The organism is Nitrososphaera sp. (assembly GCF_013388945.1).
Lineage (GTDB): Archaea > Thermoproteota > Nitrososphaeria > Nitrososphaerales > Nitrososphaeraceae > Nitrososphaera.
In genome coordinates this window covers 1-23608 of record NZ_JACAEH010000014.1, presented here as the reverse complement: position 1 = coordinate 23608, position 23608 = coordinate 1, and the positions used below count along the sequence as shown (strand labels likewise).

The 23608-nt window shown below is 57.9% G+C and carries 25 protein-coding genes; 18 read left to right on the top strand and 7 right to left on the bottom strand.

Features of this window, described 5'->3' with window-relative positions:
• The first annotated feature begins 265 nt into the window (after positions 1 to 265).
• A complete protein-coding gene (locus HXY31_RS07360) occupies positions 266 to 913 on the top strand; it encodes a trimeric intracellular cation channel family protein (protein ID WP_292641465.1) in 648 nt (215 codons plus the stop codon).
• Here HXY31_RS07360 and HXY31_RS07355 read toward each other — a convergent pair.
• Genes HXY31_RS07355 through fbp form a run of 3 tightly spaced genes read right to left on the bottom strand, consistent with a single transcriptional unit; the run spans position 903 to position 3788 of the window.
• Entirely contained in the window at positions 903 to 1961 is a 1059-nt protein-coding gene (locus HXY31_RS07355) for a class I SAM-dependent methyltransferase (protein WP_292641463.1), read from the bottom strand. The genes HXY31_RS07360 and HXY31_RS07355 overlap by 11 nt on opposite strands.
• 43 nt (positions 1962 to 2004) lie before the next feature.
• Positions 2005 to 2670 (bottom strand): triose-phosphate isomerase, encoded by a 666-nt coding sequence (tpiA, locus tag HXY31_RS07350; RefSeq protein ID WP_292641462.1) that lies wholly within the window; start codon positions 2668 to 2670, stop codon positions 2005 to 2007.
• On the bottom strand, positions 2667 to 3788 hold the full coding sequence (fbp, locus tag HXY31_RS07345) for a fructose-1,6-bisphosphate aldolase/phosphatase (protein ID WP_292641460.1): 1122 nt from the start codon (positions 3786 to 3788) through the stop codon (positions 2667 to 2669). Before fbp ends, tpiA begins: the two co-directional genes overlap by 4 nt.
• Positions 3789 to 3943: 155 nt before the next feature.
• Between fbp and tuf the strand changes: the two genes are divergently transcribed.
• A complete protein-coding gene (tuf, locus tag HXY31_RS07340) occupies positions 3944 to 5257 on the top strand; it encodes a translation elongation factor EF-1 subunit alpha (RefSeq protein WP_292641459.1) in 1314 nt (437 codons plus the stop codon).
• Positions 5258 to 5262: 5 nt separating this feature from the next.
• A complete protein-coding gene (gene rpsJ / locus HXY31_RS07335; RefSeq protein WP_292641456.1) occupies positions 5263 to 5574 on the top strand; it encodes a 30S ribosomal protein S10 in 312 nt (103 codons plus the stop codon).
• On the opposite strand, the gene HXY31_RS07330 is transcribed toward rpsJ, so the two are convergent.
• Positions 5568 to 6479 (bottom strand): cobalamin-binding protein, encoded by a 912-nt coding sequence (locus HXY31_RS07330; protein ID WP_292641454.1) that lies wholly within the window; start codon positions 6477 to 6479, stop codon positions 5568 to 5570. The two genes, rpsJ and HXY31_RS07330, sit on opposite strands and share 7 nt — an antisense overlap.
• 84 nt (positions 6480 to 6563) lie before the next feature.
• On the opposite strand from HXY31_RS07330, the gene HXY31_RS07325 reads away from it, so the two are divergent.
• Genes HXY31_RS07325 through HXY31_RS07315 form a run of 3 tightly spaced genes read left to right on the top strand, consistent with a single transcriptional unit; the run spans position 6564 to position 8358 of the window.
• Positions 6564 to 7358 carry a plastocyanin/azurin family copper-binding protein gene (locus tag HXY31_RS07325; RefSeq protein WP_292641452.1) on the top strand — a complete coding sequence of 265 codons (795 nt, stop codon included), beginning with the start codon at positions 6564 to 6566 and terminating at the stop codon, positions 7356 to 7358.
• A gap of 27 nt (positions 7359 to 7385) precedes the next feature.
• Positions 7386 to 7829 carry a hypothetical protein gene (locus tag HXY31_RS07320; RefSeq protein WP_292641451.1) on the top strand — a complete coding sequence of 148 codons (444 nt, stop codon included), beginning with the start codon at positions 7386 to 7388 and terminating at the stop codon, positions 7827 to 7829.
• A gap of 31 nt (positions 7830 to 7860) precedes the next feature.
• Entirely contained in the window at positions 7861 to 8358 is a 498-nt protein-coding gene (locus tag HXY31_RS07315) for a hypothetical protein (RefSeq protein ID WP_292641449.1), read from the top strand.
• Here the strand turns inward: HXY31_RS07315 and HXY31_RS07310 are convergent.
• On the bottom strand, positions 8355 to 9029 hold the full coding sequence (locus HXY31_RS07310; protein WP_292641447.1) for a hypothetical protein: 675 nt from the start codon (positions 9027 to 9029) through the stop codon (positions 8355 to 8357). The genes HXY31_RS07315 and HXY31_RS07310 overlap by 4 nt on opposite strands.
• 104 nt (positions 9030 to 9133) lie before the next feature.
• Here HXY31_RS07310 and HXY31_RS07305 point away from each other — a divergent pair, with 104 nt between their 5' ends.
• The 9 genes from HXY31_RS07305 to HXY31_RS07265 all read left to right on the top strand — a co-directional run bounded on the left by HXY31_RS07305 (position 9134) and on the right by HXY31_RS07265 (position 18498).
• Positions 9134 to 12019, top strand: coding sequence for a copper resistance protein CopC (locus HXY31_RS07305; RefSeq protein ID WP_292641444.1), 2886 nt, complete (start codon positions 9134 to 9136; stop codon positions 12017 to 12019).
• Between the two features lie 80 nt (positions 12020 to 12099).
• Positions 12100 to 12738 carry a hypothetical protein gene (locus tag HXY31_RS07300; protein ID WP_292641442.1) on the top strand — a complete coding sequence of 213 codons (639 nt, stop codon included), beginning with the start codon at positions 12100 to 12102 and terminating at the stop codon, positions 12736 to 12738.
• 5 nt (positions 12739 to 12743) lie between these two features.
• On the top strand, positions 12744 to 13526 hold the full coding sequence (locus HXY31_RS07295) for a hypothetical protein (protein WP_292641439.1): 783 nt from the start codon (positions 12744 to 12746) through the stop codon (positions 13524 to 13526).
• Positions 13527 to 13601: 75 nt separating this feature from the next.
• Positions 13602 to 14003 (top strand): hypothetical protein, encoded by a 402-nt coding sequence (locus tag HXY31_RS07290; RefSeq protein ID WP_292641436.1) that lies wholly within the window; start codon positions 13602 to 13604, stop codon positions 14001 to 14003.
• A complete protein-coding gene (locus HXY31_RS07285; protein WP_292641433.1) occupies positions 14003 to 14512 on the top strand; it encodes a winged helix-turn-helix transcriptional regulator in 510 nt (169 codons plus the stop codon). Before HXY31_RS07290 ends, HXY31_RS07285 begins: the two co-directional genes overlap by 1 nt.
• An 8-nt stretch (positions 14513 to 14520) precedes the next feature.
• Positions 14521 to 15012 (top strand): hypothetical protein, encoded by a 492-nt coding sequence (locus HXY31_RS07280; RefSeq protein WP_292641431.1) that lies wholly within the window; start codon positions 14521 to 14523, stop codon positions 15010 to 15012.
• Positions 15013 to 15158: 146 nt separating this feature from the next.
• Positions 15159 to 15659, top strand: coding sequence for a hypothetical protein (locus HXY31_RS07275; RefSeq protein ID WP_292641428.1), 501 nt, complete (start codon positions 15159 to 15161; stop codon positions 15657 to 15659).
• Positions 15660 to 15716: 57 nt separating this feature from the next.
• On the top strand, positions 15717 to 16604 hold the full coding sequence (locus tag HXY31_RS07270; RefSeq protein WP_292641425.1) for a hypothetical protein: 888 nt from the start codon (positions 15717 to 15719) through the stop codon (positions 16602 to 16604).
• A gap of 58 nt (positions 16605 to 16662) precedes the next feature.
• A complete protein-coding gene (locus HXY31_RS07265) occupies positions 16663 to 18498 on the top strand; it encodes a CFI-box-CTERM domain-containing protein (protein ID WP_292641423.1) in 1836 nt (611 codons plus the stop codon).
• On the opposite strand, the gene HXY31_RS07260 is transcribed toward HXY31_RS07265, so the two are convergent.
• On the bottom strand, positions 18491 to 19531 hold the full coding sequence (locus HXY31_RS07260; RefSeq protein WP_292641421.1) for a formate--phosphoribosylaminoimidazolecarboxamide ligase: 1041 nt from the start codon (positions 19529 to 19531) through the stop codon (positions 18491 to 18493). The two genes, HXY31_RS07265 and HXY31_RS07260, sit on opposite strands and share 8 nt — an antisense overlap.
• Before the next feature lie 52 nt (positions 19532 to 19583).
• A complete protein-coding gene (locus tag HXY31_RS07255) occupies positions 19584 to 20435 on the bottom strand; it encodes a carboxypeptidase regulatory-like domain-containing protein (RefSeq protein WP_292641420.1) in 852 nt (283 codons plus the stop codon).
• Between the two features lie 125 nt (positions 20436 to 20560).
• Between HXY31_RS07255 and HXY31_RS07250 the strand changes: the two genes are divergently transcribed.
• The 3 genes from HXY31_RS07250 to aspS form a co-directional block, all read left to right on the top strand.
• Positions 20561 to 21355, top strand: coding sequence for a MarR family transcriptional regulator (locus HXY31_RS07250; protein ID WP_292641418.1), 795 nt, complete (start codon positions 20561 to 20563; stop codon positions 21353 to 21355).
• 33 nt (positions 21356 to 21388) lie between these two features.
• Positions 21389 to 22309, top strand: a complete 921-nt coding sequence (locus HXY31_RS07245) for a DHHA1 domain-containing protein (protein WP_292641415.1) — start codon at positions 21389 to 21391, stop codon at positions 22307 to 22309.
• A gap of 37 nt (positions 22310 to 22346) precedes the next feature.
• Positions 22347 to 23608, top strand: a 1262-nt coding sequence (gene aspS, locus HXY31_RS07240; protein WP_292641412.1) for an aspartate--tRNA(Asn) ligase, incomplete at its 3' end; no start/stop codon positions are given.

Here is a 23608-nt window from a genome sequence, read left to right as displayed (position 1 = left end):
ACCGCCTTAAAAGAACCAATTCTGCGCACGAGATTGCTTTTGCCTCTTGCCATCCTGCAAAATTGTATCATTTTTTCGTGCTCAAAATGTTACACGATGTAACATTTTTTCTGCTGGGTAGAAAAGGGTTCTGGACCTGTCCGGATTGGGTACAGAGTCCGACCCTGGCTTTGTAAATGTGCAGGCAGAGGCATCGAGAGGCGACTTTTTTTACAAAGCCGGCGGTCCTGCACCGATAGTTTCAAATCGATGCAGGTGCAGCCAAGTGTGGCGATTTTCGCTGTCAGAACCACTAGGCTCCGTGTCGCTTCTCATCCAGCTGCTGGACCTCTTTGGCACGGCGGCGTTTGCCGTGACAGGCGCGTTCAAGGCAGTCGAGCACAAGTCCGACATAGTGGGCATAGTCATCCTTGCAAGCATAACGGGGCTTGCCGGAGGCGTTATCCGGGACATCACGTTCAACCAGTTCCCGCCGGCCGCAATGTCAAACCCGCTCTATGTCGGAATCGCCATAGCGATGGCAGTTGCCATCTTTTTCCTGTACGGGTCTATGAAAAAGCACTGGAACCTATTCCTGAAGTTTGACGCAATTGGGCTTGGCGTGTTCACAGTCATTGGAGCGACTGTAGCCTACAACCTTGCCGGCCTCAACTTTCTTGCGATGGCCTTTGCCGGCCTCATAACCGCGATAGGCGGTGGCATACTGCGCGACGTCTTTGTGAACGAGGTGCCCATTGTGTTTGTAAAAGAGCTGTACGCCACTGCGAGCTTTGCCGGCGTCGTGATGCTCTTTGCGCTCATGTCGGCCGGCGTGCCTCTGCAGGTGGCGGCAATACCGTGCATAGTTGCGGTGACGGCGCTCAGGCTCTTGGCGATGAAGTACAACTGGAACCTGCCGAGGCCTAGGGTCTAGCTTCGAGCACCATGTTTGTCGGCGACTGCGTGGCGCGCCTGAACCTTGTAAAGCCGCCTGCCGTCACTACCTGCCTCAGCTTTGCTTCGCCTGCCTGCGCCCCAAGCGCAGCACCGTTGTGCGCAAGCGACGCCGGCACGCATATCGTCGCAGATGCAGAGTAGAACAGCCTGCCAAGCGGGTTGAGGTTGTCCTCAAGTTTGTCGCCTGCAAGAGGCTCGACTATGAGCCACGTGCCGTCATTCTTGAGCGTCTTGCGCACGTACGCGGCCGCCCCTGCAGGGTCGCCCATGTCGTGCAGGCAGTCAAAGAACGCGACCATGTCATAGTCGGTGCCGGGGAAATCCGTTGACTTTGCTACCTGGAACCTGACCCTGTCTGACACGCCCTCCTTCTCTGCCTGCCTTGTGGCCCACTCTATCGAAGGGGCGTGGTAGTCAAAGCCAAAGAACCTTGAATTGGGGTACGTCTTTGCCATCAGTATCGTGGACGCGCCGTGGCCGCAACCAACGTCTGCCACCTTGGCGCCTCTTTTCAGCTTGGCCTCGACTCCGTCAAGCGCCGGTATCCACCTGGCGGTCAGGTTGGCGTTGTAGCCCGGCCTGAAGAACCGCTCGGTGCCCTCAAACAGGCACCTGTCGTGGTCGGCCCACGAAAGCCCCTTGCCTGTCCTGACAGCGTCGATTATCTTTTGCTCGTCTTTGAAAAGCGAGACCATCACCTGGAACCCGCCCTGCATGAAAGCAGGCCCGCCTTCCTGCGCTAGCGCAAGGGCCTGCTCTTCGGAAAGCGAGAACCTGGCAGATGCGGGATCGTAATTGACGTAGCCGCCTGCAGCCTGGCTTGCAAGCCACTCTCTTATCATGCGCGCATTGGTGCCCGTCTTTTGCGCAAGCTCCTCCGCAGTCATCGGCCCCGAGCCGGCCATCGCCCTGTACAGTCCGAGCCTGTCGCCCACAAACGCCAAGAGCGCGCCGCATGCGCCTCCCATGTCTGAAACCGCTTTTCCCAAGAACGCCTCAAGCTTTGCCTGATCCACCATCTGCATCAGCAAGGAATCGGGGATTTTATACTTAAAGAATTTTCCAGATCTATTCCGGTTTCATTCCCTGCGCAAGCTCGGCGATCTTGTCCGGCCACGACCTGGCTTTTACGACGCCGGATGCAACGAGTATGCCGTGCGACCCAAGCTCCACCGCCTTTGCAACGTCGCTCTTGTCGGTTATGCCCGCGCCGCAGATGACTTTGGACCTGCTGCCTGCCGCCTTTATCGAATTTGTGATTATCGCCGGGTTTTCCTTCGACACTGCCCTGCCACTGCCTATCAGCTCCGGCGGCTCGATTGCGATAAAGTCCGGCGAAAACGACGCTATCTTGTTTACCTCGTCGGGCGTCTGGGCACACACTATGGAAGTCATGCCAAGTGCGCGCAGCCTCTTTACGAGGCTCTCAATCGTGCTCAACTCGATCCTGTGTTCGCTGTGGTTGACAAGCGAACCGGAGGCGCCGTACATCTTGGCTATCTCGGGCACGAAAAACCCCGTGGTCGAGCCTTCCTTTGCGTCGTCTACGTGCTGGCAGATGACGGGGATGCCGACTGACTTTGCGACAAGCGCAAGCGACCCTTGCGGCGGCGCAAGCACTATTTCTACTTTTAATTTCCTGGCTACCTGCTCGGCGGCACGCGCAAGCTCTAACGTCCTGTCTCCAGAAGCGTCGGAATAATTCTTGAAATTTATGACAAGGGGCCGGTTCAACGCTTGCCCTTGCCCTTCTTGCCAGAGTCCATGTCGCGGAACTTGGATTCGAGCTTTTTCATGCGCGCCTCGTAGCCCTTGTTGTATTCAAGCTCCTCAGGTATGAGCGTAGCAGGGTGGATGAACCCCTGGTTGCGCATTATCATCGCCCGCTCTGACGCCCTCATGCGCTGGAGGTCCCAGTCGGCTGTACCAAAGCCGTCGTGCGGGCCTGTCAGCTTGCCCTCGTGCATCGAGAAGAGCAGGCACGACACAATGGGTATCGAGTAGTTGAGGCTTGCAGCAGAATTGAGTTTCACGGGCATCAGTGGCATGTGGTGGCTCCCCCTCGTGTTGCCTGCAACGTAGTGCGGGTCGTTGAACGCGCTTCCAGCCTCTTCTGTTGCAGGGAAGTTCTTTTGCGTCCTGACTATCATTATCGGGTCGTCCTTGCCGACGTAGGTGCCGGCGATGTTGTGCAGGCGGTCAGTCGACGCAGAAACAATGTGGTCCTTCATGTCTGCAGAATAAACAGCCGACACGACGTACCTGCCGGGGTACATCAGCGCGGCTTCAAGCTCGGCCTTGTCCTCCCACATCTTCAGGTCCGCAATCTTGCCTGACATCACGTCAAGTATCCTGAACACGACGCCCTCTGCGAGTTTCTCGTTTATCAAAAGGCCGGTGTTGCTCCTTGCGTCCACGAACATGCGCCACAGCGGGAAATTATATGCACCCGGCTCGGTCTTGTCCGCTGCGAATATGCAAAACACCTCGCTTGGGCGCTCGTCCATCTCTATCTCGGCAACGCCGGGCCCCATGCCCTTGACGTTTCCTGAAAACGAGTCCTTCAAAAGATCCTGGCCGGCGCCGTACAGCCCCTGCTTCTTGGCTACTTCGGTGCCTGCAGTAAACGCGTCCCATGCGAGCTTGTGGATCTTTTCGTCGTCAACGCCGCGCTGGTGCGTCATTATGATGTGTATGTCGTCGCCGGCGTAGCCTATGTAATGGTCGATTAGCATCCCCTTGCCGTTTTTTGCAACAAAGTCCTTGACGGCCTGCACCAGCTCGTCGCTTGGGCGCGTGTGGCCGCCTATCCCGCCTATGTCAGCCTTGATGGCGCTGATTGTAACTCGCATGAGCAAAACTCGCTCTCTTTGGTTTAAAACTCTTCCGATGTTTTCTTCTTGCGATTTTTTTCAGCAGCGCGGCAAAAAATTGCCGATGAGAGGAGCTAGATTTCGCAACAATTCAGGGCGAAATACAAATAAAGCCCATAAAGCGTTCATGCCCTATGAGCGCAAGCAAAAAGCCACACCTGAACATTGTGGTTGTAGGCCACGTCGATAATGGTAAATCTACTACTGTAGGTCACCTACTTGTCGATCTTGGTGAAATTGACCAGAGGACTATAGATGCCTATGCCAAGGAATCCGAGGCAACGGGCAAGGGCGACACATTCAAGTACGCATGGGTCATGGACAGCATCAAGGACGAGAGGGAAAGGGGTATCACCATCGACCTCGCCTTCCAGAAATTCGAGACCAACAAGTTCTTCTTCACGCTTATTGACGCACCGGGCCACAAGGACTTTATCAAGAACATGATCACAGGCGCGTCAGAGGCTGACGCCGCCATCCTTGTCATTTCAGTCAAGCCCGGCGAGACAGAAGCTTCAATCGAGCCAGGAGGCCAGGGCAGGGAGCACGCATTCCTTGCCAAGACCCTCGGCGTAGGCCAGCTGGTCGTCGCGCTCAACAAGATGGACGACGCAGGCTACCAGGAGGCGCGCTACAAGGAGGTCAAGGACCAGGTAGAGAAGATGCTCAAGTCAGTCGGCTTTAACACCGCCAAGATCAACTTTGTGCCGGTGTCCGGCTGGAAGGGCGACAACCTAGTGAAAAAGTCGACCAACATGCCGTGGTACAAGGGCATGACGCTTGCAGAGTCCCTTGACGCGTTCGAAGTCCCCGAGAAGCCGATAGGCAAGCCACTGAGGATCCCGATACAGGACGTTTACTCCATCACAGGCGTCGGAACCGTGCCGGTAGGCAGGGTCGAGACAGGCAAGATGAGGCCAAACGACAAGGTGGTCGTCATGCCGTCAGGCGCTGTTGGAGAAATCAAGTCAATCGAGACCCACCACACCCAGATGGAATCCGCAGAGGCTGGCGACAACGTCGGCTTTAACCTGAGGGGCGTAGACAAGAAGCAGATAAAGAGGGGCGACGTAATCGGCCCGGTCGACAGCCCGCCAAGCGTTGCAAAGGAGTTCGAGGCGCGCATCATAGTCATCCACCACCCGACAGCAATCGCTCCGGGCTACACGCCTGTGCTCCACGCGCACACGGCGCAGGTCGCAGCGACGATCTCGTCTTTCGTGTCCAAGCTGGACCCGAGGACCGGCGCCACGACAGAAGAGGCGCCCAAGTTCCTCAAGACAGGCGACGCGGCGATTGTAAGGATCCGCCCGGTGAGGCCGCTTCCGATAGAGACATTCAAGGACTTTCCGGAGATAGGCAGGTTTGCGCTCCGCGACATGGGAACAACCATCGCCGCAGGCGTCGTCCTGAACGTAACCGAGAAGTACGACCCGAACAAAAAGTGACCTGAATGCCCCAGGCAGCAAGAATCAAGCTCACGAGCACCAACCTCTCCACGCTTGAGAGTGTGTGCACCGAGATAAAGGGCATCGGCGAAAAGGGCGGCATCAAGATCCGCGGCCCCCATCCGCTTCCGACAAAGAGGATGAAGGTCGTGACAAGAAAGTCGCCGTGCGGCCAGGGTACCAACACCTACGACAAGTATGAGCTCCGCATACACCGCCGGGTAATCGACGTGGGCGCCGACGACAGGGCGATAAGGCAGCTGATGCGCCTGAAGATCCCGGACGACGTCTACATCGAAGTCTCGCTGACTCAGTAGATTTTTCTGTAGGTGCCCTTGGGCACTTTTATTTTCCTCGAAGCTTCCGGGTGGATTATCTTTGCAAGTATCTCAAGGCCGACCACAGTCCGCGGCCCGGGCTTGCTGAAATACGATCCAGCCTCTACTGCGTACACCTTCTTGTTTCTGACTGCGGAAAGAGAATTCCACGTTTCGTTGCTTTTCAGGACCTCCATCTCTTCAAGAGTGCGCTTTATTCCATAGCCGCAGGGCATCATGACTATGATGTCGGGGTCGAACCGTGCAAGCTCGTCTATCTGCATCCTGCGCGACTGCTCGCCTGCGGCGCTCATGCCGTTTATGCCGCCTGCATACTCGACCATCTGGGGCACCCAGTGGCCCGCGGTGAAAAGCGGGTCGACCCACTCGACACACGCCACCCTTGGTTTATCGTCAATCTTCATGGACCTGACTGCGTCTATGCGCTTTTGCAGAGACGCCACAAGCCTCCTGCCTTCCCTCACCCTGCCCACCTTCTCGGCAACGTCCATTATCGAGACCAGTATGTCGTCAAGGTCGTGCGGGTCAAGCACGAGGACGTCCGGTGCCCCACCAAGTATCCTGACCGCCCTGCCTATCTCCTTTGTAAAGGGCGAGCACACCTCGCACAGCCCTTGCGCGACTATCAAGTCGGGCTTGGCTCTTCTCAGCGCCTTGTCGTCGACCAGGTAGATGTCGCCGCCAGAACGCACCAGCTCTACAATCTTGCTGTCTATTTCTTTGCCTGTCATCGAGCCCGGGTCAAACGACGGGCGTATCACCTGCGGCTTTTTCCTTGCGGCCGGCGGGTACTTGCACTCGTGCGTCACGCCGACGATTTCCCTTGCGGCTCCAAGCTCGTACAGCGTTTCTGTAGCGCTGGGCAGGAATGAGACTATGCGCAACAATTACAGATCTTTTCTCACTGTTAAAAAGCCTACTTAGAGCATCCAAAACAGTTTAATGTCACTAAATGTGTTTTTCAAACAATGAAGTCGAGCATGGCTCTTGCTGTGGGCCTGGCGGCTGTTCTGGCAGCGGTTATTTCGCTGCCTGCGCCGGCGGCTTTTGCAGCAACAATCAACGTGGACATAGTTCCCGGAGCGACTAACAAGACAACCGATGCGTTTTCGCCCAACCCTGTAAATGCTAACGTGGGCGACACCATAGTCTGGACAAACAAGGACAGTACCTTCCACACAGTGGTTTCAGGCAACCTCGATGACGGGCCCTCTGGACTCTTCGGTGGAGACGGTGACGAGATTATAGGTCCGAACAAGACACAGGAATGGACTGCTACTGAGGAAGGCGAATATGAATACTACTGCAGCTTGCACCCAGCAATGGTTGGCACAGTAGTAGTGGGCGCTGGTGGCGGAGGCGACGAGCCAACAACAAGCACTGCCACAGCAGAGCTTGGCGGCAACAGCTACGAGGTGACTTCAACGTCTGCTGACAACTCGATAACAGCTGCAGAGATAGCAGCAGGCGAATCGGTGACCCTGACATTCGACGGTCCGGGCGCTGCGGAAGTAACCTTGCCAAAGAGCATGGTAAGCGGCAGCTTGATGGTGGACGGAGCGGCGGCTGAAGTGGTGAACGAAGACGACCAGTCGACGACTATCAGCGTCACTGTCCCAGACAGCGGATCGGTGGAGATAACGGGCGCAACCGTGGTTCCGGAGTTTGGCGTGATAGCCGCCCTGGTGCTTGCAGTCTCGCTCGTGGCTGTCATAGGTGTTGCCCGCTTCAAGGGTAACCTGTTCGGCCTCGGAAGGTTCTAAGCCTTCCCTCTCTTTTCCTTTTTCATCTTGCTCAAGGCAATACTGACGGTACTTTTGCTCCTTGTTCCTCTGCAGGCTTTTGCGCAGGAACAGATAATGCTGGAAGCGCCAAGCGACCAGAGCACTTTTCTGGTGGAGATAGGGTGGACGCCAGCTGACATTGGCGCCGAAAACACGTTTGAGATCCGCTTCATAGAGCCGGAGACAGGCAAGGAGGTCGAGGACGTGGTCTATGACTTTGCAATAGCGCAGGCCGGCAACACGGTGCTGGAGAGGACGGATCAGACTTCAAATACACAACAAGTCGCGTTCAGCGTGGCCGGGCCCTATACCATCATAGTCGACAACATTGACGGCCTCGGCGAGGGTGCCTCGTTCCCCGTGCAGGTCACGCCCGAGTTCCAGGTCGCCTGGGTGCTGCCCGGCGCACTTGCGTCGATTTTCGCATTGCGAAAGAAACTCTCCAGATAACTTATTTACCTTCAATGCACACCTTTCATTGATGAAGGGATACATGCTTGCTCTTTTGGCGGCCGCCCTTGTGCCGGCCGCGTTTTTGCAGCCCGCGTTTGCGCAGGGAATGAACCAGCCGTCAAGTGGCGGATCGCTTGATATCGAGGTAGACCCACAGTGGGGCCAGGACGCGCAGGCGCAGATCAAAGTCTCGTTCCTGCAACCCGGCTCGCAGACTGTCCAGGAGCATATCGACTACGATGTCAAGATTGCTGACAGCAGCGGAAACGAGGTGTTCAGCGCGGCAGGCCAGGTCAACCAGCCCACCCTGCACACCGCTGAGGGCGTGGTCACAATCCCGTACAAGTTCGAAGGAAACGGCGACTACACGATAACCGTAGAGATGACGGGCATACAGTTCATCCCGATAACGCCAGAGACCGCCGAGTTCCCAGTCAACGTGACGCCCGAGTTCCCGGCCGGCGCGCTCTCGGCAGTAGCCGTGACTGCAGGCGCAATAGCGGTTGCAAGGATGAAAAAGCTCTAGGCTTTTTTCGAAAGCGCTACTGCGGCAATGGCGATTCCTGCCACGCCGACGCCTATGCCAACCAGGCCGACCAGGTACGCCCTGTCGGCCGCCGACCTTGTTTCGCCTGCAGACTGGGCCGCGCTTGCAGCCGCGTCGCTTGCATTCTGCGCCGAGGTGTTGGCGTTTTCGACCTGGACGGTCAGGCCGGTTATGACCTGGCGCATCTGGTCAACAAAGTCTTCCGGGATGCCCTGGTTCGAGTCTCCGCCCTCTGGGAAGTTCAGCCTCTTTGTGTCATCGACGTCTTCAAGCTCTATCTGGGTGTTCACCTGCTGCGTGCCTATGCGGCCTGAAAACGCTATGGCATACTGCCCGAGCTGCGTCGGGATGATCTCTGCCTCGTACCAGCCGGCCTCCTCTGCCGGAGTAAGTTCCAGCGCTTTCTGCACGCCTCCCTTCTTCACGACCACGTTTGCATTTGCAAACGCGTTCGTGACAGGGTCGCCGGTCGAAATGCTCGTGACCTGAATCACTATCGTGTTGAGCTGGCCTATGAGCGGCGGCTCTATTCCCCAGCCTCCGACAATCCTGATGTCGCCCACCTCCGCCTCGTTGTGCGCAAATGCGGGCTTGAAGGCAAAAAGCAAAAGCGGCAGTGCGAGTGCAAGCGCAAGGGCTGCCTTTTTCATCTGTAAAAACTTGATTTGCAATGCTTATAATCTTTGAGTCTGGTTCGGGGTTTGTACCACAAAACAAGCAAGAGTCAAATATACGCCGGCGCGTAATTTCTTCCATGGGCCGCCGGCTGCTGTACGTCCCAGTAATGGTAGCAGTGGCGGCGCTTTTGATTGTAAACGTGCAGCAGGCGTCTGCACATCCCATCCTGACCGGTTCAGACCCGCGGCCTTTTGCAAGTGTCTCGTCCACTCCTCCGGAAGTGACGGTGCATTTCAGCGAGGCGATAGAGATAGACTACAGCAAGATAGCGGTGCTCGGTCCGGACGGCTCGAGGGTCGACAGGAACGATCCCGGCTATGCCGACGGCGACACGGCCTCGCTTCGCGTCTCGCTCCAGCCAAACCTTCCGGAGGGCGTCTACACAGTCACGACGCGTGTGCTCTCTGCAGTCGACGGCCACGTGGTTGACAACGCCTTCACGTTTGGCATCGGTGTTGCACCCGTCGAAACAGACAGTCCTTCTGCGCCGCAATCAGACGTGCTGTCGCCGGAAGAGTCCGCGTCGAGGTTCCCCGGCATGGTAGGGCAGATTATAGTGGTCGGCGCTGCGTTTGGCACGCTCTGGCTGTGGAAGCCGCTTGAAAAGGTGCCTTGGCTTGCAAACGCAGTAGCGGCAAGGCGCCATGAAATAGACCGCAAGATGCTTGGGCTCGTGATCATCGGCACCGGGCTTGTCCTTGCATCGAACGCGGCGATGATATCGGTGCAGGCGTACGAGATAAACGCAAGCATCGGCGACGCCATAGCGACAAAGTTCGGCACGATCTGGACGACGCGCATGATAGAGTCGTCGATTCTCATGATAATCGCAGTCTTTGTGCAGCGCAAGATGGCGCGCGAAGGCGCAATCCCGTCGCGGGCAGAGATGATTGCAATCCTCGTCATGGGACTTGCGGTGCTCGTCACGTCCAGCCTCATCTCGCACGGCGCGGCAACAGGGCAGACAGCCGCAATCCTGCTTGACTTTTTCCACAACGCGGCTGCAAGCATCTGGATAGGCGGGGTGGTGCTCATGGGATTCGTTGTAGTCCCGCGCCTGCTTGCGCTGTCAGACGAGAGGGCAAGGCCTGCAGCCATATCAATACTCATCCCGCGCTTTTCGACAGTCGTCGTGACAATCCTGGGACTGTCTGTAATCACCGGCCCGCTCCTGCTTTTCATGATAGAGGACAACCTGTCGCTCACCCTTGCGTCCACCTACGGCAGGGTGCTGATTATCAAGCTGGCGCTTGCAGGCGTGATGGTCGGCATGGGCGCCTACTCGCAGGCAGTCGTCCAGAAAAAGGCAGTGGCGGCTATGGCCGGCGGCCAGTCAATACAGCACACCGGCGTGGGCAGGTACGGCAGGACGCTCAAGGCCGAGGCCGAGGCCGGGATAGCGCTCCTGCTTATGGTCTCTCTCATGGCAAACGGCGCGCTGCCCGAAGGCGAGTTCCCGCAGTACGCCAAGGACGACACGCAGAGTGCGTTTGCGCAGGCGCCTGCGGACCGCGGCTACGTGCAGACCCTGATAACGTCTGCCGGCAGGATAGACCTTGCAGTCAAGCCCTACGCGGTGGGCCAGAACACGTTCACGCTGTCGTTCTTTGACCTGGACGGCAAGCCGGCATCAGGCATCGAGTCTGCGTCGGTAAAGATGACAAACGTCGAAAGGGGCATAGGGCCTATAACAGTAGAGACTGCCAAAAAGTCAGAGGGCGTCTACACCGCAGAGGCCGCGTTTGGCATCGCCGGCACCTGGAGCGTGGTGGTGGAAGGCGTGAGGCCCGAGTCGACAAACATTGTCGCAAGCATCGACCTAGACGTGGGACCGGCGGTCTCGGACCTTGCATTTGAGCTCACAGAGTACAGGATACCGGCGTCGCGCAGCCTGCCGCTGTTCCCTGTGCTTGACGGGGAGCGCAACTCGATATGGGTTGGAGACTCGCTGCCTGTCCAGGGAAGCACGACGGGCAAGATCTGGCAGCTGGACATGGCGACCGGAAATTACACGCTGCATGAAGTGCAGGGCGCGGCAATCATCACGCAGATGGCGCTTGACGGAAACGGCATGCTGTGGTACATCGACCCGACGGGGATACTTGGCGTGTACGACCCGGACACAAGGGCCAACAAGAACTTCCAGCTTCCGCAAAAGGGCATAGTCTCGGGGCTTGTCATGGACGGAGACGGGAATCTCTGGATGCCTGTCGTGCAGCTGAACAGGGTATTCAGGTTCGACCCTTCGACAGAGCAGTTTACCTACGTTGACCTGCCGACGGCCGGCTCGATACCGGTTGCAGTCTCGCTTGACAGAAACGGCAACGTGTGGGTCGCAGAGTCTGGCAGTGACAGGATAGCGATGATAGACACCAAGACCGGCGCAGTCACAGAGTACGCGCCGCCGGGTAGCAACAAGCTGGACGAGCCGACAGTCGTCTTCCCGGACCCTGACAGCAACACGCTTTTCATTTCAGAGCACACGGGCCACACCGTGACCGCGTTCAACCCGCTCTTTGAGACTTTCAGGGAGTATCCTTCGGTCAACGACGGCGGGCTGCCGTTTGGAATGGCAAAGGACAGGTTCGGCAACCTCTGGTACGCCCAGCACGAGATAGACAGGATAGCCGTGCTCGACCCGCGGACCGGCCAGGGCACGGAGGTCAAGATACCTACGCCCGGCTCGTTTGTGCAGTACATCCTTTCTGACGACTTGGGCAACATCTGGATAGCCGAGCAGCAAGGGGCCAAGATTGGCAAGATAGTGGTGACTGCCAAGCCGCCGACGCAGCAGCCCGGTCCAGAGGAGCCGGAGCCGGAGCAGCAAGCCGAGATGAACCTGCCACTTGCCGACTATGCCGGCCCTGGCATCGCCGCGGGCATCATCATTGCGGGGTTGTTGTATGCAAAAAGCGCTACCGACCTTAGGCGCAACGTGCGCGAAGCGTCAAAGCTGGGCTAGGTTCTTACCGGCTACAAGCTCTGGTTCATTCTACGAATGAACCAAACCGCTTATTTCAAAACAAGAAAGAAAAAATTGCAATGACTGATAATGCAAAGCACCTGCGGCTTTTGCTGATTGCCGCAGGCCTGGCTGCCATTGGCGCCGTATACGGCGGGACCGTTTTTGCAAGCCACAGCTTCGAGGCAGGCGTGTCCGGAAATACGATCCCGGACAACACGCACGTCAGGCTCGACGGCCTGACGCTGCCTGCAGGCGGGGTCCTTCCGCTGTACGACGCAAGCCCGAACTTTGTGTCGGGACACTTTCTCATGAGGGCGCCGTGCGACCCTGATACCCACGTCCCGTATGTGACTGTGATCGCAGGACACGTCGACGAGAGCGCACATGGAACATACGTGGACAAGATGCCGCTGTACTACATATTGCACGCGTCGACGGCTGACAGCTGCGTGTACCACGCGCACATGCCAGACCCGCTCAACGGCGGAGCGCCCAAGATAACCGACGTGGCGCTTGTCAACCTGTCCGGCGAAAGCGTCAGCTTTGGCCCCGGCGACGCGGCAGACATCAACGTCCAGCGCGTACTTGGCAGCATGTCAAGCGCGCCCTACGACGAAATGAAATTGCCTGCAGACCTGGAGCACGGAAACCCTGTGTTTGACCTGAACGATGAAAACCCGGACAACGACGGGCTCGGGTTCGTCCACGAGGAGTGAGAGAAATGACAAAAGCAATCATGGCGGCCATCCTATCGATCGCGCTCGTCTCGGGCTATGCAGCCATCCTGCAGCCTGCGTTTGCGCACGCGCACACGACGCTGGCGGTGCCGGACGGACCTGCGGCAGGCCACGAGATCCAGCTAGTCCTGGGCCACACAAGCGAGCCGACCTTCGGGGCAAAGCCCGGAGTGCACGACGGCAAGCACAACATGGAGGTTAGAATCAGCGACGCCGCGACGAGCCTGCCTGTATCTGGCGCAAGCCTGAAGGCAGACAAGTACTACTTCAAGGACATCAGGTCGTTTAACAGGGCAAGCTCGGCTGAAAGGGCAGACGAGGTGGTAAAAGGCGTCACCGTCGGCGGGGTGTTTGGCGAACCGGGCCATTACGTCGCAAGGCAGGTGCAGAAAGAGGGCATCTACGGCTACCGCGTCTACGGAACGATAAACTATTTCGGAGAAGGGACGGTGCCCATAGACTCGACCATATTCTGCAAGTCTGCCGACGGCGACACGACCAAGTTCAACAGCCCCGGATGGACCGGAAGCTTTGGCTGCACCGAAGACGTAAACGACATCCTGTTTCCCAAGAGGAACAACGACGTAACGCGCATCGGAACTGAATCAGGATCCGCAATCCAGCAGGTGGCAGTCGGGACCGATGTTCCGCAAACCGGGTCAAAGGCGTCCGGACCTGCGTACGGACTGCTCATAGGGCTGCCGCTTGCAGCGGCGGCAGGCGTGTTTGGCTGGCGGAGCCTGAAAAGGAAGGGCGACGGACAGTAGCCCTCATTCACTTTTTTCTAGTTCTGGCTTTGTACCATTCGGTTTATTAGTTGAAAACTACCAAGTTACTTGTGGATGCAGACGGGTACCAGGCCTGCCCAGCAAACAGCTAGCAAGCCGCTGCTTTTCGGCCTAGTTGCCGCAGTCGTGGTCGGGATAATAGCACCCTTGACCCTGCCGCACGTCACCCACCCGTCGATGGTCTACCATATCATTCTCCACATTGCAGCCGTTGCCATCGCCGCGTTTCTGAGCATAGTCTCGCTGACGGCGTACAGCAGGGCCGGCGGCGCAAGGACGCTTTTTATGACCATCGGCTTCATCGCTCTCGGCGTGGCGGAGCTGTTCTACCTGCTTCAGGCAGCGGCGATACCGCTTCCATTCTATGTCCCTGCCATCAACATCGAGGCGTCGCACATCATCACGCTTGTCATGCTCATGATGTTCGGGCTTGGAGTGCTCAAGGTGAACAAGTGATGGAAGTCTCGCAGCTGGACACGCCTGACCTGCTCCTTGCGTACATCGCAAAGGAGCCGGGCATACGCTACCGGGAGCTCTTGCGGCTGACGGGACTTGCAAACGGCGTGCTCACCTACCACCTGTCGGCCCTTGAAAAGTCGAGCATGGTGCGGGTGGACAGGCAGTCTGGCGCGACGCGCTACTACCCGCTCAACGTTCCCGAAGGCGAGTCGCACGTGCTCGGGTTCGTGAGACACGGGCCGGTGCGCGAGATAATCTCGTTCATACTTGCAAACGACTCGTGCACCTTTGCCGAGCTTGTTGACCACACGGGCAAGGCGCCGTCAACCGTGTCGTCGCACCTGAAGCGGCTGAAGGAGGCCGGGATCGTGCGCGTCAGGTACGGTGAGTACCAGCTGTACAGCCTTGCAAACCGCGACCTTGTGGCAGACGTGCTTGCAAAATACAGGGCGACATACGCAGACAGGGTCGTCGACAATTACGTTGAAATGCTCGACGAGCTGTAGGATGCACGTTGAGGCTGGCATTTTTAGCAATCACAATAGCTCTTTTGATCTCATGGCAGCAGGCCTTTGCAGACCCGCTTACAGGTCAGGTCACGCGGCAGCGCATCGGCAACTATGACTTTGAGATAGCGACTGCGCCCAGCCCGCCTCAGGCAGGCCAGCCTGCAAACATAATGCTCAGGATAGCCGGGGTAAACGGCGACGACCTGCTTGACGTGCCAATACAGATAAGGATAGAAAAGGACAACCACGCGCTAGAGCGCGCAGGCCCGCTCGTCGTGCCTTCGGGGCACTACAACTACACCTACACGTTTGCAGAGCCGGGCAGGTACGCGCTCTTTGTCGACCTGCGCGACTATGCCTACAGCGGCGAGGTGCTCACCTTCACGTTTTTCCTCAACGTGCCGGGGCCTGCCGACTACCTCTTTCCGGGCATAGGCGCCGCGGCGGCTGCCACGGTTGGGGCGATAGTCATACTGAGAAGGCGCAGGCACGGTTGATGGGGAAAAGCCCCATCACGTGCAATGAACAGGCGATCCGCCGGTCTGGCGTCTCGTCTTTTCTGGTGCGAATTTGCATATTAGCGGTTGTGGTTCATTCGCCAAATGCACCAATCCTAAAATATCGAAAACGGTGCAATCATCCCGTGTTGCGGTACCTGCCTTTGGCGCTTGTCCTGCTCTTGCTTGCGGCAAAGCCGGCAGACGCGCACTTTTTCGGCGACACAAAGGAGGTGGACGGCTTTCAGGTGATATTTGCGCCGTACCCTGACAACCCCGCGATAGGCGAAAACTCTACCCTGAACTTTAGCGTGCTCCAGAACGGAGCCAACCTCTTCAACATCCATGCCGCAGTCAAGGTGGAGAAGTCCACAGGCGAGGTGGTGCTGCAGGAGCCGTACAGGCAGTACGAGATAAGCGACATCACCGTGCCGTACGTCTTTGAAGAGTCGGGCGACTACAAAGTTACCGTCGAGGCGCGGATACCCGGCGATGAAAAATACCAGGCGCAGCCGCTGACGGCAACTTTTGACCTGACCACGTTTTCCGGGCTTCCACTAGACGAGCTTTTGATCTACTACGTGGCTCCGGCGGCCGCGGCCATCGCTGGCATAGCCTTCTACCTGCATTCCCGAAAAATGATCTAGCGCAGGTTCGGCGCATGTACTAAAAGGCTAATTAGAGGAAAGCGCCAAGGCTGGTACATGAAGCCAACGAAAATCGCAGCGCTGGTGATGGCAGGCATGGCCCTTGCAGGGATGACCTATGCCGCTGCAGGCCAGAGGGCGTTTGCGCACAGTTTCACCGAGGACGAGAGCGCCAGTTTTCTTGTAAACGTCATGGCTGCAAAGGTTCACCTGATGCTGGTGGGCAAGAACCTTGACAACCCTGAAGCGGCTCTTGCACACATCGACCACGTGCACATGATAATAGACGACGAGATGCTCAACGAGATAGCCGAGCAGAACGAGAGGATATCTGCAGATATTCCTGCCGCGCTTGACGACCTTGCAGCAATGGTGGAAAGCGGCGAGGAGCGGAGCGTAATTATCGGCCAGTTCCGCGAAATAAGCAGCCTGCTTGCGGAGGCTGTCAGCGTCAGGATAGACAGCGAGCACGTTTCTGACCCGCACGTCCAGGCGCTCATAGTGGCAGGGCTTGCAGACAACGCGCTTGCCTCGTACGAGCAGGCGCACGGCCTTGGCGAGCACATGATGGACGACGGTCAGGTGATGGAAGAGGACCACGCGATGGAGGGAGACCACGTGGCAGGTGGCGACATTGTCGACCATGACGCCTACGTCGCGGCAAAGGCCTTTGCGACGCTTGCCAAGAACACCTTCTACCGGGAACACCTGGTAGACGAGGGCACTGAGGTGGCGCACGACGTCCAGTCCGGCCTTGTCGAGCTGAGAGAGGCCATGTATGGGGGCCACTCTGTCGAGGACGTGACAGTGGTGGTGCACATCGGCGTCCACGAGAAGCTGAGGGAAGCCTACGGCCTTGAAATAGAGGGGCACGCGACATCCGAAGAGGAATCAGGCGACCACATGGACGAAGGCGCGATGGACGACCACATGGAAGGGCAGTAGCCTTCCCTCCACTTTTTTGGACAAATCTTTATTTTGAGTATCAGGTCTTGCTTTTAGCGTGCGGCGCTACATTGTCACCGCAGTTATCGCTCTCCTGGCAATTTCTCTGCCAAGCGCCTACGGGCACGGGCTTGGGTTTGACGAGTCGCCGCCTGTGACAATATCTGGCAGGCAGGTATCTGTAGAGACCACGCTCTCACCGTTTTACATCGAAGGCGCGCAGGCAGGCCGTCCCGTGTTCACAGTCAGGGCGCACGACCCTGCCACCAACTCGACCATAGCCGGCACGGACTTTAGGGTTGTAGTGAACCTGCAAAACAAAGTGCTTCTGGACCAGAGGTTCACGTCGCCTGACGGGCTTGTGATAGCAAACCTTGTGCCCGACGACATCGAAACTGCGCAGGTAAACGGCCAGCCGGCGTCAGGCGAGCAGGTGCAGGTGAGCCGCGACAGCCCTGCAGAGGTGAGGAGCGGGATACTTGCAGACGGCGGCCTGTACCACGTCGCAGTAACGCTTGAAAAGAGCAGCACAGGCCTGCAGCTTGAGCAGGACCGCAAGTTTGACCTCTATGTCAGCATCTCAAAGACCCAGGAATTCCAGGTTGACACGCAGCAGGGCACGCAAAAGATGTCCGTCAAGACCTACTATGCCGACGTGGAGGACTTTGCCTACGACCCTGATGACGGAAGGCTGTCATTTTCCATGCCCTTTGACTGGAGCGCGCAGTACGTGAGCCAGGTGCAGCTCGTGCACATGGAAGTCGAGTTCCCAAAGGCCGTTGAGAAGCTGCAGTCAAACGGCTACTCTGGCACGGTAAACGGCGTCGCGCTGACGCCAGACGCGGTGCTCATAGACGACTACTCTTTCCCGGATTCCCGGGTCGTGCACTTTGTGCTTAACAACGCCAAGCTGGCCGGCATCGCAGAAGAGGCCACAGGCCAGAGCATGGATTTTGAGCTGGTTCCGGCGTCAGTCCCGAAATTCCCGCTGGACCTGTACTCGACGACTGAAAAGTACGACTGGCAGGTAGCCTGGGGCCCTGAAGTGATGAAGACGGGCGCGCTCACGACGTTTGCCATGAACATACAGGACCCTGCAACAACCGACCTTGTCAGGAACGCCTCCTTTGACTTTGTGCTTGAAAAGGACGGCAGGGAAGTATACAGGCAGCGCCTGTCGTCAAACCAGGGCATATTCTCGCACCAGTACACCTTTGCAGAGCCCGGAACATACACGCTTGCCGCCCGGAACATAAACGGCGAAAACGAGAGCGCCCAGATAGACATCGTCGTTCTGCAGGGAACCACGCCAGCCGAGCAGCCGCAGCAGCCGTCGGGATGCCTTATAGCCACCGCGGCTTTCGGGTCGGAGCTGACGCCGCAGGTGCAGTTTTTGCGGGGCTTCCGTGACAACTATGTCATGCAGTCTGCCTCCGGCTCGGCTTTCATGAACGCGTTCAACGCAGTCTATTACTCGTTCAGCCCGCAGGTTGCAGACTATGAGCGCGACCAGCCCTGGCTGCAGGCGACTGTAAAGACGGCAATCTACCCGCTGTTTGGCATACTGCTTGCGTCAGAGAAAGCATTTGCAGCATCGGGCGGGGGCGAGGCCGGGACAGTGCTTGCAGGCGCGCTGGCAAGCTCTCTCATCGGCGCAGTCTATGTCTCGCCTGCCGCAGCGGCAGTTGCTATTGCAGGTAAAAAACGCGTGAGCGCGAAAATGCTCCTCGCTGCGCTTTTGGCAGTCGCGGCCTGCCTTGCGGCCACTGCTGTCTCCTTGCAGGCCGGCTCGTTTCTGGCATTGCAGCTTGCCGCGTCGGCTTTTGTAGTGTCAGCCGCAGGCGCGTCGGCGCTTGCAGTCGCCAGACTTGCAGGTTCAGTCCGGACTAGGTGACAACGTCGCCGAGCCTGCCTTTTTTCTTGGCTATCTTTACTTCGCGGGCGATCCTGCGGCCCATGCTCATGGGCTCGTCGTAGAGCAGGCCAGAATAAGGCGAGCCGTCGACGTAGAGGTTTGTGCCTGCCACTATCCTTGCGGAAAACTCGAAAGTGGTGAACCTGCCCTCGCTGTCGTAGACGCCCTCGAGGCAGAAGGGGCCCGGCATGCCCGGTTTTACGAGCCTCTCTGCAGCCCTGCAGAACGCCTCGCCCATTTTATAGACCTCGTCAAGGAGCGACTCGCGAAGTACAAGCGGGATGTTGCCGACGACGGTGTAGGACGGCTCGGAGCCTGCGCCAAGCTGCTGCCTTGCAGGTATCCTGCCTATCCCGTCGATGTCAGACTCGTAGCGCCTGTCGACGCCTAAAAGCTCGAGCTCCTTTGTTACCGGCGAGTAAAAGTACTGCAGGTATGCCGGCACTCCCCGGATGAATTCCTGTATGTACAGGTCCTGCTCGCCTTTTATCATGTTCTGCGAGACGAGCCGGCTTGCGCCCTCTTCAAAGCTCTGCCTGTCCCATGCAAGGTAATACCCCTTGCCTCCGGCCGCCCCGTGCAGCTTCACTATGCAAAGCCCCTTTATGTCGTCTTTTGAAGCGACCGGCCTTGGCGTCCTCAACCCCGCCTCTTCCATCAGCCTCTGCTTGAGCGCCCTGTCGGCCTCCCAGCGCAGTATCCACTTGTTGCCAAACACGGGCGTGCTTATCTTCTCTATCTGGTCGCTTGACATCTGCGATATCAGGGTGCCGTGCGGCACCAGCACCGCGTTTGCTTTCTTTAGCTTGCCCTGGATGCCGTCGCGCAGGAATTCGTTGAAGCTGTCGACTTGTATCATGCTGTCTATAAAGCCGAACCTGCCGTACAGCCCGGCGCGTTTTTTCTCGCATATCAAAAGCGTCTTGAAGCCCTCGTCCTTTGCCCCCTTGAGCACCTGGAGCGCGCAGTGCGAGCCCAGCGTAGCGATGGTAACAGCCCTGCCCTTTGCCAACAGTGCAGGTTGCGGGGCTGGAGGTTAAAATCGTTGTCGAAAAAAAGAGGGGTCAGTAGGAGAAGTCGAGCCTGTGGCTCGCACCGCTCTCTACCACGTAGTCGTTGACTATTTTGTTCGTGCCGTCAGGGTACGCTACCACGATTATGTAGTTGCCCGGCGGAAGGTCAAACGAGTAGTTGCCGTCGACTGAGACAAACTCGTTGACGGTGTGCCCTGTACCCTGCTCTGCTGCGACTACTGCCGCGCCCACGGCCGGAAGCCCTCCGGGGCCGCCAACATAGCCGTGCAGTACGCCCGGCACGTTGCCCGGCGCGGCTGACTGGACGTTGATGTTTGGAAGCATCCCTCCGCTTATCACCGCGCCTGCCAGGATTATCGCGCCGATTATGCCGCCTGCCACGTACATGCCGAACCTGTACTGGCTGCTCCTCTGCTTCCTTTCCTCCGGCGTGGGCATCTTTACTTCAACGCGGGGTTCCAGCTGCGCCACCTGGCCCGAGCCCTGGGCCACCCTCGGGTGCTCCCTGTGGCGGTGCTCGTGGCTCACGGGATACGCGCCGATGCTTCCGGTGTAGTCGCCTGTTATCTCCACCACGTCGTCAGAGTCGGAGATCTCCTTGAGCATCTCAAGGGTCACCTTCTGGTTGGTGGCATAGTGCGTTCCGTTGTCAAATATGGCGGGGCTCATGCCTGTCTTGCTGAATATGTAGTCGCGCGCCTGCTCGGTGTTGACGCCCGGCTTGGTAAAGACTTCGAGCATGTAGATGGGCGCAACGCCGGGGTTCTCCATCTGCCTGAGAAGGATGTCGTGGACCAGCATGGGGTCGACCTTTGGCAGGTACTCGCTGTATTTCTTCTGGAGTTCTGCAAACTCTTTGCGTAATTCGCCTGCGTCTGTCATTGGCTCTTTTATGGGGGCCCGTGCAGATATCCGTGCTTGAACAACCCTGTTCAAGGTTAAGCCGCGCTGCTTAAACGTGCGAGAAAGCCGGCAATTCTTAATTACGGCCAGAGCTTTATCTACTCGTGGACTCTGCTGAGGTGGAAGGCGGAGCAGACCTGTTTCTCGAGCTTGCAGGCGAGACCCGACGGCTGATGCTGGAATCGCTTGCAAGGAGGCCGGCCAGGATGAGCACGCTTGCACGAGAGCTTGGCGTGACAGTGCAGGACGTCCACAGGAACGTGAACAGGATGATGGGGGCAGGCCTTGTAGAGCGGAACGACGGCATGCTCCACCTGACAGAATCCGGCAGGATGGTCGCACGGCAGATAAGCTACTTCAAGTTCGTAGAAAAATACTCCAAGTTCATGAACAGCCACACGCTTGCTCCTGTACCTGAAAAGTTTGCCCAGAGAATCGGCGTCCTGCAGGGGTGCCGGCTAGTCGAAAGCGTGACTCTTGTCATGCAGGAGCTGAAGCGGCTGGAAGCCTCTGCATCTAGGAGGCTCAAGATAGCGGCTACTCAGGCGTGGCCGGAGGAAGGCTCGATACTGGTGGACCGGGCAAGCCGCGGCGTGGAGGTGTGGGTCATAGTCGGGCACAACACGGTGTTTCCGAAAAACGTCGTAGAGGAGATAGTCCCCCTGATAGAAAAACTGCCTACCGCTCCCCGGAACAGGATGGTCAAGCAGCTCGACCTTGCGCTCTACGTCGCCGACGAAGAGGCGGCTGTGATGTTCCCGAACAGGAACGGCGAGGTGGACATGGGCGCGATGTTTGTAGGCAATGACAGCGGTTTCGTGGAATGGTGCTCGGACCTGTTTGACCACGTGTGGGCCCGGGCCGGCCCGTTTGACGTGATGAAGACCCGGATAGCGTGAACCTATTATTGCCGGCCTTTCTAACGGCTGGGCGTGGATACGCGAGCCGCTCACACAGCAGAGCACGCATTTGTCGGCGCGCTGCAAAAAGTGCTCGGCCAGACGCTGAGGGTGCGAAAGGTCGAGCACAAGAAGGACGGCAACACAGCTTTCATAGTCGTCTCGCAGCTTGGAATCGACGCAGTGGTAAAGGCAGAGAACATGGTAAACGCGCTCATCGAAGAGGGCCGGCAGGTCACGACGCGCTCGTACCCGTCGCTTGAAGAAGCAAAAAAGCACAACCCTTCTCTTCGCGCAAACGAGGAGCGGATAGCCAGCGAGGTGAGGGTCGTGGAGATAGAGGGCCACGACGTCACGGCGTGTGCCATGGAGCACGCTGCAAACCTGCGCGAGTGCGAGTTCTTCCTCGCTACGCGGCTTTCAAAGAGCGGAAACGAGTACGAGGTCGACTTTGTGGTGGGAAGCCAGGCCAGGGACGCGGCAGTAGCGCTTTCTGCAAAGATGATGAAAGTCTGCGAGGAGCTTGGGGCAAACCCGAACACCGTCGAGAGCACTGCGAGGAAGGCAAGGGCGGAAGGCGACGCCAACTTCAAGAAAGCAAAGGCGCTCAGCAGGGAAAAGCTGGATGCGCTCGTTCCGGTTTCAAACGGCAAGGTCTCGGTGTTAAAGGGCGCACTTTCCGGCCTTGCCGACGAGGCGCTTTTGGAGTTTGCCGGCGACATGATAGCAAAGCAAAATACCGCGGTTATCCTTTCAAACGCCGGCGCGCCTGAAATGGCGTACTTTATTTTTGCGCGAAGCGAGGCTATGAACCTGGATTGCAACAAGCTGTTCCGGGAAACAGCCGGCGCCGACGGCCGGGGCGGCGGCAAGCCGCACTTTGTGACAGGCGTCGTCAGGAAGGAAAAGGCGCGGCAGATAATCGACGCGATATCCGAGAGCGTCTTGAGGTAAAATTATAACCTCTTGCATACAACACGCTCTGTTTAATTTGGAAACCCTCAGAGAGGAGGATCTAGGTCAGTGGAGGCGCACCCACTACTCGGCAGAAGTCGGACCCTCGATGGCAGACAGGGAGGTAGTAGTAATGGGGTGGGTCTCAAGCGTGCGTGACCACGGCAACATCCAGTTCATAATAATCAAGGACCTGAGAGGCGAGGTGCAGGTGACTGCAAAAAAGAGCGAGATAGGCGACGGGCTTTTCTCTCTTGCGCAGGAGGTAAAGGAGCACTCCTCGATTGGCGTGAGGGGCAAGGTGAGGCCGCAGGAAAAGGCCCCGACTGGCGCAGAGATAGTGCCGGCCGAAATCCGCGCGTTTTCGATAGCAAAAAAGGCGCCGCCCTTCATGACGCAGGGCAAGAGCTCGCCGGTTGGCATCGACACGCGGCTTGACCTCCGCGCAGTGGACCTGCGCAGGAACTACTTGGGCTCGGTGTTCCGCATACGCCAGACGGTGGTAAACGCAGTAAGGGAGTTCCTTGCCCGCCAGCAGTTCATGGAGGTTAGCACGCCCAAGATGATAGCGACTGCCACGGAAGGCGGGGCGGCGCTTTTTCCCATATTCTACTACGACAGGGAGGCCTTCCTTGCGCAGAGCCCCCAGCTTTACAAAGAACAATTGACGATGGCCTTTGAGAGCGTGTTTGAGATAGGCCCGATATTCCGGGCCGAGCCTTCGCGCACAAACCGCCACCTGTCAGAGGCGACGTCGATAGACGTCGAGCAGGCCTTTGCCGGCTATGGCGACGCCATGTCGCTTCTTGAGCGCATGATAGTGAACATCGTCGACACGGTCAAGGAACGCAACGCGTCAGACCTGAAATTCCTTGAAGTGCAGATGCCGGCGCTGGAGCTGCCGTTCCCCAAGTACTCGTATTCAGACCTGATAGACAGACTGCAGGAGGCCGGCGAGCGCATCCAGTGGGGCGACGACATCTCGCCGCAGGCGCTAAAGAGCCTCTCAGACGAGAGGATGAAGGGCTTTTACTTTATAGTCGACTGGCCCACTTCGGCAAAGCCGTTCTATGTCAAGCCCGGCTCAGATCCCAAAGTGTGCGAGTCTTTCGACCTGATGCACGGCCCGCTAGAGATGTCGTCTGGTAGCACTAGGATAAACCGCAAGGACCAGCTTGTAGAGCGGATGCAAAAGCAAGGATTGAAACCTGATGCCTTTGACTACCACCTGAGCGTCTTTGACTACGGGGTCCCGCCGCACGCCGGCTTTGGCCTCGGGCTTGAGCGGCTGCTGATGGC

Bases quoted from the DNA above. Each gene is read 5' to 3' on its own strand.
- HXY31_RS07355 (WP_292641463.1), bottom strand. From the start codon at position 1,961: ATGCAGATGGTGGATCAGGCAAAGCTTGAGGCGTTCTTGGGAAAAGCG.
- fbp (WP_292641460.1), bottom strand. From the start codon at position 3,788: ATGCGAGTTACAATCAGCGCCATCAAGGCTGACATAGGCGGGATAGGC.
- tuf (WP_292641459.1), top strand. From the start codon at position 3,944: ATGAGCGCAAGCAAAAAGCCACACCTGAACATTGTGGTTGTAGGCCAC.
- rpsJ (WP_292641456.1), top strand. From the start codon at position 5,263: ATGCCCCAGGCAGCAAGAATCAAGCTCACGAGCACCAACCTCTCCACG.
- HXY31_RS07325 (WP_292641452.1), top strand. From the start codon at position 6,564: ATGAAGTCGAGCATGGCTCTTGCTGTGGGCCTGGCGGCTGTTCTGGCA.
- HXY31_RS07315 (WP_292641449.1), top strand. From the start codon at position 7,861: ATGAAGGGATACATGCTTGCTCTTTTGGCGGCCGCCCTTGTGCCGGCC.
- HXY31_RS07310 (WP_292641447.1), bottom strand. From the start codon at position 9,029: ATGAAAAAGGCAGCCCTTGCGCTTGCACTCGCACTGCCGCTTTTGCTT.
- HXY31_RS07305 (WP_292641444.1), top strand. From the start codon at position 9,134: ATGGGCCGCCGGCTGCTGTACGTCCCAGTAATGGTAGCAGTGGCGGCG.
- HXY31_RS07300 (WP_292641442.1), top strand. From the start codon at position 12,100: ATGACTGATAATGCAAAGCACCTGCGGCTTTTGCTGATTGCCGCAGGC.
- HXY31_RS07295 (WP_292641439.1), top strand. From the start codon at position 12,744: ATGACAAAAGCAATCATGGCGGCCATCCTATCGATCGCGCTCGTCTCG.
- HXY31_RS07290 (WP_292641436.1), top strand. From the start codon at position 13,602: ATGCAGACGGGTACCAGGCCTGCCCAGCAAACAGCTAGCAAGCCGCTG.
- HXY31_RS07285 (WP_292641433.1), top strand. From the start codon at position 14,003: ATGGAAGTCTCGCAGCTGGACACGCCTGACCTGCTCCTTGCGTACATC.
- HXY31_RS07270 (WP_292641425.1), top strand. From the start codon at position 15,717: ATGAAGCCAACGAAAATCGCAGCGCTGGTGATGGCAGGCATGGCCCTT.
- HXY31_RS07255 (WP_292641420.1), bottom strand. From the start codon at position 20,435: ATGACAGACGCAGGCGAATTACGCAAAGAGTTTGCAGAACTCCAGAAG.